This window comes from Janthinobacterium sp. MP5059B, assembly GCF_001758645.1.
Lineage (GTDB): Bacteria > Pseudomonadota > Gammaproteobacteria > Burkholderiales > Burkholderiaceae_D > Janthinobacterium > Janthinobacterium lividum.
In genome coordinates, this window is the sequence record NZ_LRHX01000006.1 from 560,966 (window position 1) to 576,594 (window position 15,629).

General features: G+C 63.8%; 20 protein-coding genes. 19 read left to right on the forward strand and 1 reads right to left on the reverse strand.

Features of this window, described 5'->3' with window-relative positions:
• Positions 1-109 precede the first annotated feature (109 nt).
• On the reverse strand, positions 110-850 hold the full coding sequence (locus JAB1_RS07330; protein WP_071653309.1) for a LuxR family transcriptional regulator: 741 nt from the start codon (positions 848-850) through the stop codon (positions 110-112).
• 516 nt (positions 851-1,366) lie between these two features.
• On the opposite strand from JAB1_RS07330, the gene JAB1_RS07335 reads away from it, so the two are divergent.
• The 19 genes from JAB1_RS07335 (at position 1,367) to JAB1_RS07420 (ending at position 15,628) form a co-directional block, all read left to right on the forward strand.
• Positions 1,367-1,780, forward strand: a complete 414-nt coding sequence (locus JAB1_RS07335) for a hypothetical protein (protein WP_139144458.1) — start codon at positions 1,367-1,369, stop codon at positions 1,778-1,780.
• 87 nt (positions 1,781-1,867) lie between these two features.
• The gene (locus tag JAB1_RS07340) at positions 1,868-2,254 is read left to right on the forward strand and encodes a hypothetical protein (RefSeq protein ID WP_070279318.1); all 387 of its coding nucleotides are present in this window, start codon (positions 1,868-1,870) and stop codon (positions 2,252-2,254) included.
• A gap of 7 nt (positions 2,255-2,261) precedes the next feature.
• Positions 2,262-2,891, forward strand: a complete 630-nt coding sequence (locus tag JAB1_RS07345) for a hypothetical protein (protein ID WP_052139826.1) — start codon at positions 2,262-2,264, stop codon at positions 2,889-2,891.
• A gap of 44 nt (positions 2,892-2,935) precedes the next feature.
• Positions 2,936-3,739 (forward strand): hypothetical protein, encoded by an 804-nt coding sequence (locus JAB1_RS07350; RefSeq protein ID WP_070257380.1) that lies wholly within the window; start codon positions 2,936-2,938, stop codon positions 3,737-3,739.
• Positions 3,740-3,741: 2 nt separating this feature from the next.
• Complete coding sequence (locus tag JAB1_RS07355) at positions 3,742-4,371, forward strand: DUF4255 domain-containing protein (RefSeq protein WP_070279319.1); 630 nt, start codon at positions 3,742-3,744, stop codon at positions 4,369-4,371.
• A complete protein-coding gene (locus JAB1_RS07360; protein ID WP_034777731.1) occupies positions 4,368-4,946 on the forward strand; it encodes a carboxypeptidase-like regulatory domain-containing protein in 579 nt (192 codons plus the stop codon). The genes JAB1_RS07355 and JAB1_RS07360 overlap by 4 nt, the downstream gene beginning before the upstream one ends.
• A 19-nt stretch (positions 4,947-4,965) precedes the next feature.
• Entirely contained in the window at positions 4,966-6,624 is a 1,659-nt protein-coding gene (locus JAB1_RS07365; protein WP_254672001.1) for a phage tail sheath C-terminal domain-containing protein, read from the forward strand.
• Between the two features lie 34 nt (positions 6,625-6,658).
• Positions 6,659-7,105, forward strand: coding sequence for a phage tail protein (locus JAB1_RS07370; RefSeq protein ID WP_034777734.1), 447 nt, complete (start codon positions 6,659-6,661; stop codon positions 7,103-7,105).
• Positions 7,106-7,126: 21 nt separating this feature from the next.
• On the forward strand, positions 7,127-7,510 hold the full coding sequence (locus JAB1_RS07375; RefSeq protein WP_070279320.1) for a hypothetical protein: 384 nt from the start codon (positions 7,127-7,129) through the stop codon (positions 7,508-7,510).
• A 38-nt stretch (positions 7,511-7,548) separates the two neighbouring features.
• Positions 7,549-7,662 carry a DUF6760 family protein gene (locus JAB1_RS30630; RefSeq protein WP_306508707.1) on the forward strand — a complete coding sequence of 38 codons (114 nt, stop codon included), beginning with the start codon at positions 7,549-7,551 and terminating at the stop codon, positions 7,660-7,662.
• Position 7,663: 1 nt separating this feature from the next.
• Entirely contained in the window at positions 7,664-8,176 is a 513-nt protein-coding gene (locus tag JAB1_RS07380; RefSeq protein WP_070257377.1) for a phage tail protein, read from the forward strand.
• The gene (locus JAB1_RS07385) at positions 8,176-9,279 is read left to right on the forward strand and encodes a hypothetical protein (RefSeq protein ID WP_070279321.1); all 1,104 of its coding nucleotides are present in this window, start codon (positions 8,176-8,178) and stop codon (positions 9,277-9,279) included. Before JAB1_RS07380 ends, JAB1_RS07385 begins: the two co-directional genes overlap by 1 nt.
• Positions 9,279-9,920 (forward strand): peptidoglycan-binding protein LysM, encoded by a 642-nt coding sequence (locus tag JAB1_RS07390; protein WP_070279322.1) that lies wholly within the window; start codon positions 9,279-9,281, stop codon positions 9,918-9,920. Before JAB1_RS07385 ends, JAB1_RS07390 begins: the two co-directional genes overlap by 1 nt.
• Complete coding sequence (locus JAB1_RS07395) at positions 9,913-10,959, forward strand: phage late control D family protein (RefSeq protein ID WP_070279323.1); 1,047 nt, start codon at positions 9,913-9,915, stop codon at positions 10,957-10,959. Before JAB1_RS07390 ends, JAB1_RS07395 begins: the two co-directional genes overlap by 8 nt.
• The gene (locus tag JAB1_RS07400) at positions 10,956-11,552 is read left to right on the forward strand and encodes a phage baseplate assembly protein V (protein ID WP_070279324.1); all 597 of its coding nucleotides are present in this window, start codon (positions 10,956-10,958) and stop codon (positions 11,550-11,552) included. Before JAB1_RS07395 ends, JAB1_RS07400 begins: the two co-directional genes overlap by 4 nt.
• Positions 11,553-11,557: 5 nt before the next feature.
• Complete coding sequence (locus JAB1_RS07405; protein ID WP_240317548.1) at positions 11,558-11,965, forward strand: PAAR domain-containing protein; 408 nt, start codon at positions 11,558-11,560, stop codon at positions 11,963-11,965.
• A 2-nt stretch (positions 11,966-11,967) separates the two neighbouring features.
• Positions 11,968-12,357 (forward strand): GPW/gp25 family protein, encoded by a 390-nt coding sequence (locus JAB1_RS07410; RefSeq protein ID WP_070279325.1) that lies wholly within the window; start codon positions 11,968-11,970, stop codon positions 12,355-12,357.
• Positions 12,358-12,371: 14 nt separating this feature from the next.
• Entirely contained in the window at positions 12,372-12,569 is a 198-nt protein-coding gene (locus JAB1_RS07415) for a hypothetical protein (protein ID WP_034777761.1), read from the forward strand.
• Positions 12,566-15,628 (forward strand): baseplate J/gp47 family protein, encoded by a 3,063-nt coding sequence (locus JAB1_RS07420; protein ID WP_070279326.1) that lies wholly within the window; start codon positions 12,566-12,568, stop codon positions 15,626-15,628. Before JAB1_RS07415 ends, JAB1_RS07420 begins: the two co-directional genes overlap by 4 nt.
• Position 15,629: the final 1 nt, after the last annotated feature.

The window sequence follows — 15,629 nt, forward strand, 5'->3', positions numbered from 1 at the left end:
GGGCCCTGTTTTTACAGGGCCTTTTTTTATGGCGCTGGACTGTTATGCCCGGACAGCCGGTAGCCCATGCCGCCAGGCGGCTCGGATTGCATGACAAATCTGGCCCGGCTCAGGAGGGGATCAGGAAGCCGGCCTTGATGGCCTTGAGGACTGCTTGTTGGCGCGTCTGTACATTGAATTTCTTCTTCGCATTGGAGACATGGAAATTGATGGTGCCTTCGGAGCGCAGCAGGATGCGCGAAATTTCCCACGAGGACTTACCCGCCATGATCCACTGCAGGCATTCCATTTCGCGCGTGGTCAGCGGATTGGCGCCAGGCACGGGTGGCGCGTCGTGCTTGATGAAGCGGGCGGACGATTCGATCACGTAGTCACGGATCAGGGCCAGCTGCGCAATCGTGGCGAAGCTGTCGCGTTCAGCATCCATCGGCGGCGCGTTGCGGATAAAACTCAACATGCCCGTTTCACCGCTTGCGCCGTGCACCGGGAAGCAAAAACCGGAGCGCATGCCGTGCTGGCACGCCTGTTCATAGAAGGCGCGCTGTGCGGGACTGGTGAAACTTTCCGGGCGCCATAATAGCGGCATGGTATTGGCCAGGCAGTGGGAGATGCTGGGATCGCTTTCATGCAGGCGTTCCGATACATACAGCGCGCGCCAGGACGGCGGATAGTTGCTCACGACAAAGGACGCCTCCGGTGCCGGCCAGTGAAAAGCCACCGTCTTTTCCGGCGCGACGCCGTAATACACATGCTCGTAGCCGCATTGTGCGCCGATGCTGAACAGGAGACGGGTCCAGTCCGCTTCGGTTTGGCATCGCACCAGGCTAAACAGGTCATCCAGCAGCAGCATGGAATACTCCTCGGGTTGATGATGGTGGTTCGTAACGCCAACATGCAAGACGCGTCCCGGCGATCACGGTGTCGTCGCAATCGCTGCCTGTCATCAGGCGCGGTGGCAGGGGCGGGCGCAGCATCACAATACGAAGGTTAAACGAAGGGCAGATTTGTATGTTGCAGGATTTGAGCATTAGCAACACCTAGTAAAAATAATAGTTTTCTAGCAATCGTTACATTGTCACAAGCAGAGGCCGTATAAGGTTTCTGATGATGCAAGTAATGCGGAGAAACCCCTCTTTTTGTCCCGCTCGCCGGTGAGAAAGCGTGATTATCTGGCCCATCGCCGGCCAGGCTCGCGCGGCGTGTCGCGGATACACCAAAGCCATGCCAGCGCAAACTGGCACATTTGTCAGGTGACTCGTGCCGCGCCAGCGTGGCTTAATGTCATTGCTGACCAATGCATTGTCAGTCGACTTGAAAAAACGGACGCGTGCAGTTCAACGAATTTTCACTCTTAGAGGAATGCATCATGACATCTGACTACAAGTACGCCACGGCGGAAATCAGTGTGCAAAACGCCCAGCCTGGCCAGCGCATCTCGGTCACACTGGACATCGAAACGAAATCGGACACCCTGTGCTGGAGCACCGGCGATCCATCGGAAGACAGCAATTCGGGTATCACCATTAACGCCTCGGGCGGCGTGGCCCTGCCGTTGAGCAGCCTGAGCGTCAATGGCGTCCTGATCGACCTGCAGATCAGCGCCGGCGGTTCGGATTCGGTAACCTTCAACATTTCGCCTTGCCTGACGGCCAATGGCAGCCTGTCGCTGCTGAAGATCAAGTCGACCAGCGATAGCGGTCCCGTGCTGACCTTCAATTTCGATGGCAAGAAGCCGATCACGCTGAGCCAGAACTTTGTCATCCTGGAGTGGCCGAATTAAGCCTTGCTGAAGCTGGCGCATCGGCACCCGTGTGAATGCCCGCCCGCGGCAGGGCATTCATCTTTTTTGGCTCTTCGAGGAATTACCGTGCAAGAATATTCGATCGCATTCATCTTTGAAGTCAGGTCCGACAATACGGTCCCGCTGAACGCCGTCCTGTCGATCACCGATGCCAACAGGATTTCGCTAACCGGAACACCGGTGCAGATCCAGCCCTGGGGCGGCGCGCCTGCCACGCCTCCGCTGGTCTACCTGAACGTGAAGGAAAATGGCATCAACCTGCAGGCAGGCGCCAATCCATCGGGCGACCAGCAAGCGCTGGAAGTGGTGGTCGGCGTGGTCCCGGCCGGCGCCAGCATGACCGTCAACTTCACCTATGTCGATGTGACCGTGCTGGGCTATTACAAATTTCTCGGCGGCAGTAGCCAGGTGCCCTTGAAAGTGGGCAAGAACACCATCACCTTCCCGGAATAAACGCGCGATGAGCAAGCGGACTACGGGCGGTACCGACCTGGCGGCGACGACGCTTGCGGAGCATACGCCGGCCGCCGCGCCGCGCAAGCGCTCCGCGTCCGTCAGCAAGCCGGCCGGCCAGGCGCTGGCGCAGGCCGAGGCAAAGCTGGTCATGGCGCGCATCCAGATCGATGCCCTGGCCTTGAATCCGCATGAATTGCAGCACCTGCAATCGCACCTGCTGAGCAACCCGCTGCACGCGCTCAACGAGCAGTGCTACCACGAGGTGACGACGTTTCGCCAGCTGAGCATCCGTTTTTTCCAGTTGCGTGCCAACAGCAAGGCCTTCCTGACCATCCGCCCCGACCAGAAGGCGATCTGGAGCGAAGGCGGCGAGGACAGCCGCATGGTGGGACTGTGCATGTCCAGCAACGCGCCCGCCATGTATCTGAGCAGCTTGCTCATCAATGCGCGCGAAATCATCCTCGAAACCTACCAGGACTGCGACGAGGTCAGCATCGAACTGTACGTGCAGACCAGCCAGCCGCAACTGCAGGGCCGGGTCGACCTGCCGCCCGGTGCCAGCGTCTGCCTGCAATCGCGCGGCGACCGCAGCACGGTCATCGGCCTGAGTTCATTTGCGATCGATCTTGCCTGATGAATACTCCAACGCTCCAGCTTGACACCGCACACGGTCAGCGCATGCAAGGCGACCCCTTGCCGGTCGTGCTGATATTCAAGAATATCGCGGCCGACTCGAACATCAATTTCACGTTCACCACTGCCGGCACCGAATGGTCGCTGGGCGCGCGCTCGGGCGACAGCATGGGTTTCACGGTGGTGGCCGATCAGAACGGCGGCCAGCGCCAGTCATGCATCCGCTCGGTTGAATTTTCCGGCGGCTTGCTGGCCATCCGCACCGCCAGCGGCGGCGCCGCGCTCAATGCCTTCACCATGACCCTGTTCCTGCGCGTGGCCCCCGGCGTCGATTATCTGCAAGGCTATTGCACGCTCAATAACGAAGCGAGCGTGATGGCGTTTTTCGGTTCGCAGCGCGCGATGGAGTGGCGCAACGGGCGCATCAGCGCAGTCCTGCGCGATCCCGACGCCAATTCGCGCAGCGTGATCGTGTCGGTGCAGAATGCCTATCCGGGCGACCGCATCGCCCTCGAACTGTCGACCAAGAAAGGTCTGGGACTGGCCACCTGGTGCCTGGGACCGGGAGGAGAAGAGTCGGGTGGCATCCGCCTGGCCGGCGCCCAGCCCAGCGTGCCGCTCAAGTTCTTTGCGTACGGCACCCGCGTGCTGGAATTCGAGACGAGCCAGAGCGCCGACGCCGGCGCCACGCTGGACTTTTTCATGCAGGCTTACCTGAGCTGGCAGCCGCACGATCTGCCGTACATCTACCTCAAGGCCACCTGCGACCCCAACGTGAGCCTGTTTGCCCACATCGGCAACCGCCAGCCGCAACTGGTCAGCCAGACCTTCACCGTGTTTACGCTCTAGCCATGGGACCGGCGACCATCGATTCCGGACAGGTGCTGCGCTGCGTGAGCGAGTCGCTGCGCTCGCTGATCCGCGCGCATATCCCGGAATTCGCAAACGAATCGGCGGTCGTGTTCGACTCGCCCGCCGAGATCGACAGCCAGGGCGCGACCATGCTCTCGCTCTACCTCTACAACATCGAGATTAATCCCTACCTGCGCAACCTGCCGCCCACGCTCAAGCGCAGCCAGGGCAGGGGCGGGCCGAACTCGCTGGCCGTGACGCCGCCGCCGCTGGTGTCGGACCTGCTCTACATGATGGTGCCGTATGCGCGCTCGGCCGAACTCGAACTGGTGCTGGTGGACAAGCTGGTGCGCCTGTTCCACGACGTGCCGGCGCTCGCGGGCGCCTGGCTGCACCCCCAGCTCAAGGCCAGCGGTAACGAATCGATCGCCATCGTGCCCGACGCCAGTCCGATCCTGACCTTGCACAATATCTGGAGCGGCTTTCCGAACAAACCCTACAAGCTTACCAAGCTGTACACGCTGTCGCCGGTGCGCATCGCCTCGTCCCTGCAGCCGAGCGCCGAGATGGTTGCCGACAGCACGCTGGACACGACGCGGCGCGCCATCGCCGGGGCGGGAGCGGCATGAAGCTGAGCGCCGTGATCCAGCTGATCGACGGTTTCAGCATGGCGCCGGCAGTGGGCGCGCGCGCGCATTTCCTGCTGAACGACAAACCGATTGTGCCGCAGGACAAGGCGCAGGCCTTTTACGCCTTTGCCGGCCTCGACGACGGCAGCTACCGGCTCGACGTGCTCAGTGCCGACCACCGCTACTTCGACCAGCAGCTGACGTTCGAGGTGCCGCTCAAGGAGCCGCTGGCGGACGCCATCGTCGCCTGCGTGCTGGCGCCCAGTCCCCTCTATCCGTATCCCGAGGGGACCACGCTGATCCGCGGCAAGATCGTCGACGCCGCCGCGCAACCGCTGGCCCAGGTCGCCATCAGTGCCGGCTACCAGGGCGCGCGCGCCAAGGCGCAGGCAGTGGCGGGCGAATCGTCCGGCTATGGCCGCTATGCGGGCCGCTACGCGCTGGCGCTGCGGGGTAAACTGGACGAGCCGACCACGGTCGCGCTTGGCTTTAGCAAGGCCGGCCACGCCAAGGTCAGCAGGCAGGTCAGCGTGCAACCAGGTTCCATGCTGTTCCTTGACATCGAGATGCCGTAATTCACACGAGAGACTTATTTTGGCCACTTATAACCATCCCGGTATTTATATTCAGGAAGTGCCAGGCACCCGCAGCATCCAGGGCGCTTCCACATCGACCCCGGCTTTCGTCGGCGTGACGGAAACGGGGCCGTACATGCAGCCCATCCTGCTCACCAGCTGGGCCGCCTACCAGCGCACGTTCGGCCAGCTGGCCTGGTATGCGATGGTGTCGTGGTCGGTCTACGAGTTTTTTAATGAAGGAGGGGCCGCCTGCTACGTGGTGCGCGCCAGCGACAAGGCAAGCGCCAAGTGCGCCAGCGCCAAACAGCCGCTGGCCGTCACGGCCGTCACACCGGGACCCTGGGGCAACGCCATCAGCATCATGATCAGCAACGCCAGCGCGACCGACCCGAGCATCACGCCGGCGCCCACCACGCCCGTCTTCAATGTCACCGTGATGGTGGCGGCGGCGCTGATGGGCACGCCCGCCGCGCCCGTGGTGGCGACCATGCCGAACCTGTTGCTGCAGCAATACGTCGTGCAAAACAGCCTCAGCCCGCAAACCTTCGGCACGGCCTCCTATTACGTACTGGAGCAGTTCAACGGCTTCACGGCCAACAGCATGATCAACGAGGCCAACAAGCCCAGCGCGCTGGCGACGCAGATCAACGCCAATTCCATGTTCATTCGCGTGGCGGTCAACAGCACCGCTTCGCCCACGCCGCCAGTGCGGCCACCGAATGGCGGGCCGACGGCGCTGAGCAACGGCGGCAATCCGAATTACGATCTGACCGATGCCACCAAGCTGCTCGACAAGGTGCAGGGCCTGAGCCTGCTGTCCGTGCCCGACACCGTCACGGCCACCGACAACAGCGGCAAGCAGTCGCTGGCGCTGCAGGGCACCCTGATCAATGCCGGCCTGATGTTCTGCATCGACAAACGCAACCTGTTCTATGTGATCGATCCGCCATTCGGCCAGAGCGTGCAGGACATCCTGTCATTCAAGTCCGGCCAGGGCCAGGCGCCGAAAGGCAATCCGAACGCGCTCAACTCCGACTTCGGCGCGCTGTATTACCCATGGGTCTACATCTACAATCCGATCGCCGGGGCCAACGTGCCGATCCCGCCGTCCGGTCCGGTGCTCGGCCGCTACGCGTATACCGATATCAATGTGGGGGTGTTCAAGTCGCCTGCCGGGGTCAATGACGGCGCCCTGATGAGCGCGGTGCTGCTCGACCAGTCCCTGACCGATGCCGACCAGGACTTGCTGAACCCCGAAGGCATCAACGCGGTGCGCAATTTCATCAACTACGGCAACGTGATCTGGGGCGCGCGCACGCTGGCGCTCAACACGGAATGGACCTATGTGAGCGTGCGGCGCCTGTTCATCTATGTCGAGCAAAGCCTGCGCCAAAGCCTGATGTGGGTGGTGTTCGAACCCAACGACCAGCAACTCTGGTCATCCATCTCGCGCGACGTCAGCGCTTTCCTGACCACCCTGTGGCAGCAGGGCGGCCTGTTCGGCGCGACGGCCGCCGAAGCGTTTTTCGTCACCTGCGACGAATCGAACAATCCGCTCGAGACGCGCATGCTGGGGCAGCTGTACATCGACATCGGCCTGGCGGCAGTGTATCCGGCCGAGTTCGTCATCCTGCGCCTGACCCAAAAAACCAGCGCGCCCGATTCCGGCAGCTGACCCCATCCACACCGATTGATTGCGGAGAACGCGCATGGCCACACAATTAACCGATCCCTACCGGGGATTCCGCTTCCGGGTCGAGATTGCCGGCATCCAGATCGCCGCGTTTTCCGAGGCGAGCGTACCCGACAGTACGATCGAGGCGGTCGAATACCGCGAAGGCACCGACCCGGTCTACAAGCGTTCGTTGTCGGGGCTCACCAGCTACGGCAAGCTGAGCCTGAAGAAGGGCCTGACCGACTCGATGGACCTGTACAACTGGTACCAGCTGGTGTCGACCCAGGGTTCGGGCGCGAAGGGGGCGCAAAAGAACGTTTCGCTGATACTCATGGATGCAGGCGGCGCCGACAAGGCGCGCTGGAACGTGATCAGCGCCTGGGCCAGCAAATACGAAAGCTCGGGCCTCAACGCGGCCAGCAGCGACGTGATGATCGAGACGTTCGAACTGACGATGCAATACATGACGCGCGTGTCGTAACGCGCACAAGGGGAAGCGGCAATGAGCGTGATCTGTACCGAAATCGAATTTATCCTGCCCTTGGGTTACCGCGACGGCGACGGCAACCTGCACCGCAATGGCGTGATGCGCCTGGCCACCGCCGGCGACGAGATCCTGCCGCTCAAGGACCACCGTGTCCAGAGCAACCCGGCCTACCTGATCATCATCGTGCTGTCGCGCGTGATCGTGCGACTGGGCAGCCTTGAAATGGTCAGCACCAAGGTGGTCGAGGAGCTGTTCGCGGCCGATTTCTTCCACCTGCAGCAGGTGTACAACAAGATCAACCAGGTCGACACCGACGACGCCGGCTTGCCGGGGGAGGCGCAGGGCGCCCTGGGAAAGCCGGGCTTGCTCCAGTTTCCGACCAGCTTTACGCAGAGATAGCCTTCCTCGCTTATCACTTTCACTGGTCCCATGAGGACCTGATGGCGATGGAACACGCCGAGCGGCGCCGCTGGTGCGGCGAAATCAGCAAGATCAACCAGACGATGAATGCCGATGAGCGGCACAAGTCGATGCATAACCTGGGAGCATGAGATGGTGGTCGGTGTCAATGCAGTCATGGGTGCCGCGCAGCGCCAGCTGGGCCTGCGTATCGACCCGTTCAAGGCCTACAATTTTTTCGTCGAAGTCGAAGGCATCCTGGTGGGCGGCTTCATGTCCGTCGATGGGCTCGAATCGAAGACCGAGGTGCGCACCGTGCGCCAGGGCGGCGTCAACGACATCGAGTACAAGCTGCCCGGCCAGGTGACCTGTTCCGACTTGGTGCTCAAGGCCGGCATCACGGCGCTCGACCCGATGTGGCTGTGGTACCAGTCGACGCTGAGCGGCGCCATCCGGCGCCGGAACGGCTCCATCTACCTGTTGGATGACCGCGGCTTGCCCAGCGTCTGGTGGGATTTCTACAATGCCTGGCCGGTGCAGTGGCAGGGGCCAAGCCTGGATGCGGGCGGCAGCCTGGTGGCATGCCAGTCGTTTACGCTGGCGCACGAAGGCATACGCAAGAGCCTCGCGAGCAGCGTGTATTCGGCAGCGGCGGGGATACTCTGATGCGCGCCATGCGCCTTGGCTGCGCCGGCCTGGCACAGCGCTTCCATGCGGCGCGCGGCGCGCCCCTGTGGCGTTTCGCCCATTCCGGCGCGCCGCTACAGCTGCGCATGGCACATGGCGGAGGGGCAGGCCGGCACACGACGTCGGTGTTGCACTATTGGCAGCAATTCCGTTCGGCCATGGGGCTGGTGGTGCGCATGCAGGGCATGGCGCGCAAGGCGGACATGGCCGAACGCATCGAGGTACGCCTGCTGGAATTGCGGGCCAAGCTGATGCAGGCGCACGCGCGGCAGCAAACCCTCGTGCGCCTGGTGCTGCCGCGCCTGGAGCGCGGCGTGGCGCAGGCGCAGCAGGCCAGGGCCGCGACCATCGCCTGGCTGACGCGCGGCGCGGAGCAGCCAGCCCTGGCGCTGGCCGTGCGCCATTTCACCGCGCAGCCGGCAGCGGGGCAGCGGGGCGCTGCAGCGTTGGCGCGTGCCGTCGCGCGTTGCGCCGGCCTGCGCGCCGTAGCGGCGGTGTCTTCGCCGGTGCCGGCCCGGACAGCCATCCGGCGCGCGCAGCCGGCGGCACACAGGGCGGCTTCGCAACCGGCCGCTGGCGGCATGACCAGACGTGCGCCGGCCCGCAATGGCGTTGCCGGGCCCGGCACGCCGTTCCTGCGTCCGGTATCGCATCCGGCAGCGTTTCCGCGCGCAACGCGCCCGGCCGCGCCAGCCCGGCAGGCAGGCGCCTGGCGCTCCCCGGTGCAGGCCGTGCCGGCGCCATTGCCAGCGCCGGCCGCGCGCGCTGCCATCGTCCTTGGACGCTACCAGGCCCGCCAGCCCGTGCGGCGCGACATGCGCCAGGCGCCGCCCGCTGCCGTGGCCGAGCTGCAAAGCCGCGTCGAGCACATTGTCGATACGCGCATGCTGGGCGTGGAACGCGCGGTGCAGACCCGGGTGGTGCATGAAATCGTCCATGGCGGGCAGTCGCAGGAGCAGTTGCGCAAGGTGCTGGCCGAGACGCTGTTTTCCGCGCCAGTGCTGGCCTCGCTGACCGACCGCATGGCAAGCGCCATGGCGCGCCGCAGCGCCACCGAACGCTATCGCCGGGGAGGCGCCTGATGCTGGAAATGGCCAAGATCGTCGTGCATGCGACGCGCGAGGAAATTCCCGTGATGTACAACCCGACCGAACTGTCGCTGAACAAGACCGTGATGGTGCAGGGCGAGGGCTCGAACATCCAGTTCCAGCGGGTCAATAATGACGATCTGACCGTGTCGCTGTTTTTCGATACCTACGAGCGCCAGGTCGACGTGCGCAGCAAGACCAACAAGATCGTCGCGCTCACCGTGCCCAGCGTGGGCACGAATGTGCGCAAGGAGCCGCCGGTGCTGGTGTTTACCTGGGCCGGCCCGCTGTTTACGGGCATTATCGTCAAGCTCGACCAGAAATTCACGATGTTCCTCAGTTCCGGCATTCCCGTGCGCGCCGAGCTGAACGTGACGTTCAAGTCGGTGCTGACGGAAGAGGAGGACTTGCAGTCGCGCGGCTATTTCAATTGCCGCCAGCTGTGGCAGGTCAAGCAGGGCGACCGCCTGTACCTGATCGCGCAAGCGACCCTGGGCGACCCGAACCAGTGGCGCCTGATCGCCGCCCAGAACAGCATCGAGGATGCCTTGAATTTCCCGCAGCGCAAGGATATCGGCCGCAATCTGGTCATTCCCGACGTGCATGCCGGTACCGCGGGAGCCGTGTATGCTTAGCGTCCAGACCGGGGCATTCAAGATACTGAAGAACCGCAGCCCCTTGCCATCCTCGATCGTAGCCGCCATCCACAACGTGCGCGTGCACGATGAAATCAATGTGCCGGCCATGTTCAGCTTCACGCTCGACATGGTGAAGGCGGACGGCGCCTGGCAGGACGTCGACCTCGACGTATTCAAGCCGGGCGACCAGATCACGATTTTCCTGGGCCTGAACCAGTTGCATCAACTGATCAGCGGCGATATCACGGCCATCGAACCGAGTTTCAGCACGGCATCCTCGGCCGCCACGATACGCGGTTTCGACCGCATGTACCGGCTCAAGTTCGGTACCCGCACCAAGACCTACAGCTTGCTCAACGATAACGAGATCGTCAGCGACGTGGCGCGCGCGGCACGTTTGCCTGTGAGCCTGGAGGGCCAGCCGGACACCATCAACCAGTACGTCATCCAGAACAATGTCTCCAACTACGCCTTCCTGATGGAGCGCTGCAAGCAGCTCGACTACGAACTTCTCATGGCCGACACGACGCTCGTGTTCCGTCCCTCGGCCGAGGGCAACGGCGCCATCAAGACGCTCAGTTATCCGCGCGACCTGAGTGCGGTGAGCCTGAACCTGAAAGTGCCGACCATGGGCCAGAAGGTGACGGCCATCGGCTACGACGTCGAAACGAATGCCGTCATCACGGCCGTGGCGCAGTCCGGCACCAGCCAGGACAAGATGGGCGGCAGCGAAACGGGCTACGAGGCGGCGGAAGACTTTCCCAGTTCGGAAATGACGCTGCAATGTCCCGGCATCAGCGACCCGGCCGCGCTGCAGGCGGTGGCCGACGCGCAGTTCCAGAGCCAGCTGCAAAGCTTTATCGAAGGCCAGGCCAGCCTGGTGGGCGACAGCGACCTGGTGGCTGGCGTGAACATCAAGATCACCGGACTGAGCGAGCGTTTTGACGGCACCTATTACGTCACCTCGAGCACCCACGACTATGACGACAGCAGCGGCTACAAGACGGACATCAACGTGCGCAGGACGGGTATATGAACGGCAACGCATCCGGGGTCGCGCTCGGCAAGGTCAGCAACACCGAAGACCCCAAGGGCCTGGGACGCATCCGTGTTTTTTTGACGCTGAGTGGCGTCACCATCGAGTCGGACTGGCTGCAGGTGATCAGCTTTTTCGCCGGCCCCGGCTATGGCGCCTTTTTCCTGCCCAGGAAAGACGATTCGGCCCTGCTGGCCTTCGCCGACGGCGACCCGAACCAGCCGTATGTGCTGGGCTTCCTGTGGAACGGCGTGCAAAAGCCGCCCGTCGAGGCGGCCCGGCAGCAGGAAGTGCGCATGCTCAGGACGCAGTTGGGCAAGACCATCGTGCTCGACGATAGTACGCAGGGCAAGATCACCATCATCGACGAAAAGAACAACCAGATCGAGCTCGATACCGCCAACAACAAGATCAGCATCAGCAGCGAAGGCGACCTGGCGATCAGCGCCAAGGGCACGCTGACCATCAGCGCGCCCCACGTCGTGCTGCAGACCACGGACGGCAGCGTCAAGGCCGATTTGTCGGCCGAGGGCATGCAGTTGCAGGGCGCAAAGGCGCTCAAGCTGCAAGCCGCCATGATCGATCTGAACTGATGGGCATGGGCGCAGCCAAGGCGGGCGACAGTATCGTCAACGCCGCCGACATCCACATCGTACTGGTGCCTAGCCCGGGCGGACCGGTGCCGACCCCGCAGCCGTTCCCGTTTTCCGGCAAGATCGCCAGCAATACCAGTCTGAACGTGCGCATCAACGGCAGGCCTGCGGCGACCGTCGGTTCGATGGCCAACAATGTGCCGCCGCATATTGCCGCCAGCGGCCAGTTCCAGGTGCCGCCCACCAATCTCGGGCAGGTGATGCTTGGCAGCTTGACGGTCCGCATCAACGGCAAGGGCGCCGCGCGCGCGGGCGACCTGTGCGAAACCTGCCACGACCTGCCGCCGGCCGGTCCGCAGGCGCCGCCGCCGACCGTGCAGGTGGCCGGCATGAGCACCGTGAGGATGGGCTAGCGATGGCCACCGGCGCCGATTTCCTGGGCCAGGGCTGGGTGTTCCCCGTGCAGACCAGCGGCGGGCGCGTGCTGTTCGCGGCCGGCGCCGACGACATCGCCGAAGCCATCCTGATCATCTTGCAGACGGCGCCAGGCGAACGAGTGATGCTGCCGGCCTTCGGCTGCCGCATCAATGAGCTGGTGTTCTCGGCCGGCAATGCCAGCGCCAGCAGCCTGGCGCAGCTGTACGTGAAGCAGGCGCTGGACCGCTGGGAGCCGCGCATCCAGGTCACCGGCGTGGCCGCCCTCATCGACGCGCAACAGCCCAATTGCCTGCAGGTGTCGGTCGATTACCTGATCCGCTCGCACAACCAGCCGGCCAATCTGGTCTACCCATTCTTTCTCAAATAAGCCAGGACATACGCATGGACATACAATTGATCAACGACCGTCTTGCCGAATTAAAAAGCAACGAGAGTGCGGGACAGGCGCAGCTGCAGGCGCTGCAGGACGAATTCAACGAGCGCAAACGCCAGCTCCAGGCAACCTTGCTGCGGATCAGCGGCGCCATCCAGGTGCTTGAAGAGCTGCGCGCGGAAGCGGCAGGCGAGCCGCGTCCATGACTTCCCCGACGCTCGACTTCCGCGATGCCGAGCAGTTTTATGCGCAGACGCTGGCGCTGGCCAAGGCCTACGTGCCCGAATGGAGCGGCTACTGGAATACGCTGCCGCCAAGTGCGTCGGACGTCGACCAGGATCCGGGACTGGTGCTGCTGAAGCTGTTTTCGCAGCTGGCCGCGTACACGGCCGATATCGAGAACGCCATGCCGGAGCAGCGCCGCCTGGGGTTTTTCCAGTTCATGAACATGCAGTTGCGCGCGCCGCTGGCGGCGCAGGCGCCGCTGCGCTTCCTGCTCAAGGCAGGCCAGCCGGCGGCGACGGTGCCGGCCCAGTGCGCGGTGCTCGATGCGCAAGACCAGACGATCCGCTTCCAGACCAACGAGACCCTGCTGGTGCTGCCCGCCACGCTGTCGGCGGCGCTGACGGTCATTCCGGCGCAGGACCAGTTCATCGATGCTTTGCCCAGCCTGCTCGGGGACCAGGCCGGGGTGCCGATCTTCGTGGCCAGCCAGCTGGTCGATCCGGCCGAACAGCCGCTCGGGCACTGGTTCATGATGGGCGATCCGACCCTGTTCAAGCCTGATGACGCGCTGCAGAGCATCACCGTCACTCTGACCGGCAAGCAGCTGTACCCTGAATATTTCGGACAATGGTTCGATGGCGCGCTGACGCCGCTGACGACACAGTTGACCAGTTCATCGTCGGAGCGGCAGCTCGACATCGTGCTGGGCATGCCGCCGCGCGCGGCCGCCGTGCCGCTGGCGCAGCTCCAGCGGCAGTTGTACCGGGCGGGCGAGCCGGGCGCCGGTTTCGACGCCGCACCCTTGAGCGGGCAGGATGGGGAAGCGCAATACTGGCTGCTGGTCAAGCCCGCGCCGCAAGTCAAGGTGCTGGCCTCGCTGGCCCAGCAATTGCCCGTCATCACGGGGTTGAACTGCACCTTCAAGGGCAAGGCCATCGTGCCGCAGCAGGCCGCCTGCAATGGCGTGCTGCTCGATATCGCGAATGGCGCCTATCCGTTCGGCGAAACGCCGAAAACCAACGATGCGTTCTATCTGCGCTCGGACAGCGTGTTCGCCAGGACCGGTGCCCTGGTGACGATCTATTTCACACTGACGACCTTGGAATACACCTTTCCGGTACGGCTGGTCTGGCAATTCTGGGACGGCTTGCAATGGAGCGCCTTCAACGCCACCACCACGGACGCCAGCACCTACCAGTTCGTCGACAGGATCAATAATTTTCAGTCCGATAGCCCGGACGGCCCCACCTGCATCCAGTTCGCCTGCCCGAAGTTCGGCCCGGGCACCGTGGCCGGTTCCGACGGGCTGTGGATACGCTGCGTGATCGCCGAAGGCGGTTACGGGCAGCAGGGCGGCATTTCCAGCACCAGCGTCAGCACCACCATCGACGCCATCCCCGCGGATGTGCTGGGCCAGGCGCAAAAACTGGGGGTGAGCAAATACCTCAACGACGTGGCCGGCGTCAATTTCAGCTACACGATTTCCCAGCCGAGCTACTACCCGCCGTTCGTGCTGTCGGCGCGTATCGAATACAGCTTCGCGGCCAAGCCGCAGAGCTTCTGGAGCTACAACGCCTTCACCCTGAGCCGTTTCCTGTTCAGCCCGTTCAAACCGGTCGACGCGCTGCTGACCGGCTTCTATTTTGCCTTCGACGATGCGGGATTCGCCGCCGCCTGCGTCGGCAACAAGCTGGTCCTGTATTTCTATCTGCAGCAGGAACAGGCCGCCCCCGGGCGCACCCTGCAGTGGGAATACCACGACGGCCAGCAGTGGCGGGCGCTGGCGGTGGACGATGCCACCTACGGCTTGAGCCGCTCTGGCCTGGTCGGCTTCGTGGTTCCGGCCGCGATGCAGGCGGCCTACCTGTTTTCGCAGATGGCATTCTGGTTCCGCATCAACAATGCCCATGTCGACCGTACCATCCGTCTGTATGGCATGTATCCGAACACGGTCATGGCGTCGAACCTGACCACCCTGGTCGATGAAGTGCTCGGATCGAGCAACGAGCAGATGTTTCAGCAGTTCACGCTCGACTATCCCCCCGTGCTGGCCGACCTGCTGCTGTGCGTGATCGAACCTGCCGGGCTGATGGCGGGGCAGGACCCTGGCGCGGCCGAATTTGCCGATGCGGAGCTGGCGGACGTGCGCGTGGGCGCCGGCGAGGTGGCGCGGCGCTGGACCCAGGTCGAGAACTTCGCCTTCAGCGGCCCGACCGACCGCGTGTATACGCTCGACTATGCAAACGGGCTGCTGACCTTTGGCGATGGCTACAACGGCATGATCCCGCCGCCTGGCCACAATAATATCGTCGCCATCCGCTACCACCATACGCAAGGGCTGGCGGGCAATGTGGGCGCTGGCGCGCTGACGGTGTTGCGTCCCGGCATCGCCAGCATCGCCGCAGTGGCCAATCCGGCCCCGGCGGCCGGCGGGGTCGGCTGCGCTACGCGGGCAGAACTGGCGGCCACCAGTCCCGCGCTGGTGCGTGCGGGTGGCTGGGCCGTGCAACTGCAGGATTTCACGGCCCTGGCCGGCGCCGCCAGCGCCCAGGTGGCACAGGCGCGCGCCGTGGAGGCCGAAGGCAATACCATCCGCATCGCGGTGCTGCCCCTGTCCACCGATCCGCTGCCGTACGCCAGCCCGGCGCTGCTGGACCAGGTGGGCGCGTATGTCAGGCAATACTGCCTGGCGGCGCTGGTCGGACGCATCGGCATCGAGGCGGCGCGCTATGTGCCGGTGTCCGTCACGGCGCAGCTGGTGGCCCGCATCGCGCCCGACCAGGTACAAGCCGAACAGGCGCGCATCGCGGCGCTGCTGCGCGCCTATTTCCAGCCGGTGTATGGCGGTCCTCCCGGGCAGGGCTGGCGTTTCGGCCAGACCGTGCAGGCGTCCGCCATCCATGTGCTGCTGCGCAGCCTGCCTGGCGTGACCGGCGTGCTTGGCCTGAACGTGAATGGGCGCCAGGATGGCAATGTCGTGCTGGCGCCCACCGAGCTGCCCGTCGCTGGCAGCATGCTCGTGTATATCTCGGCGGTGTAGC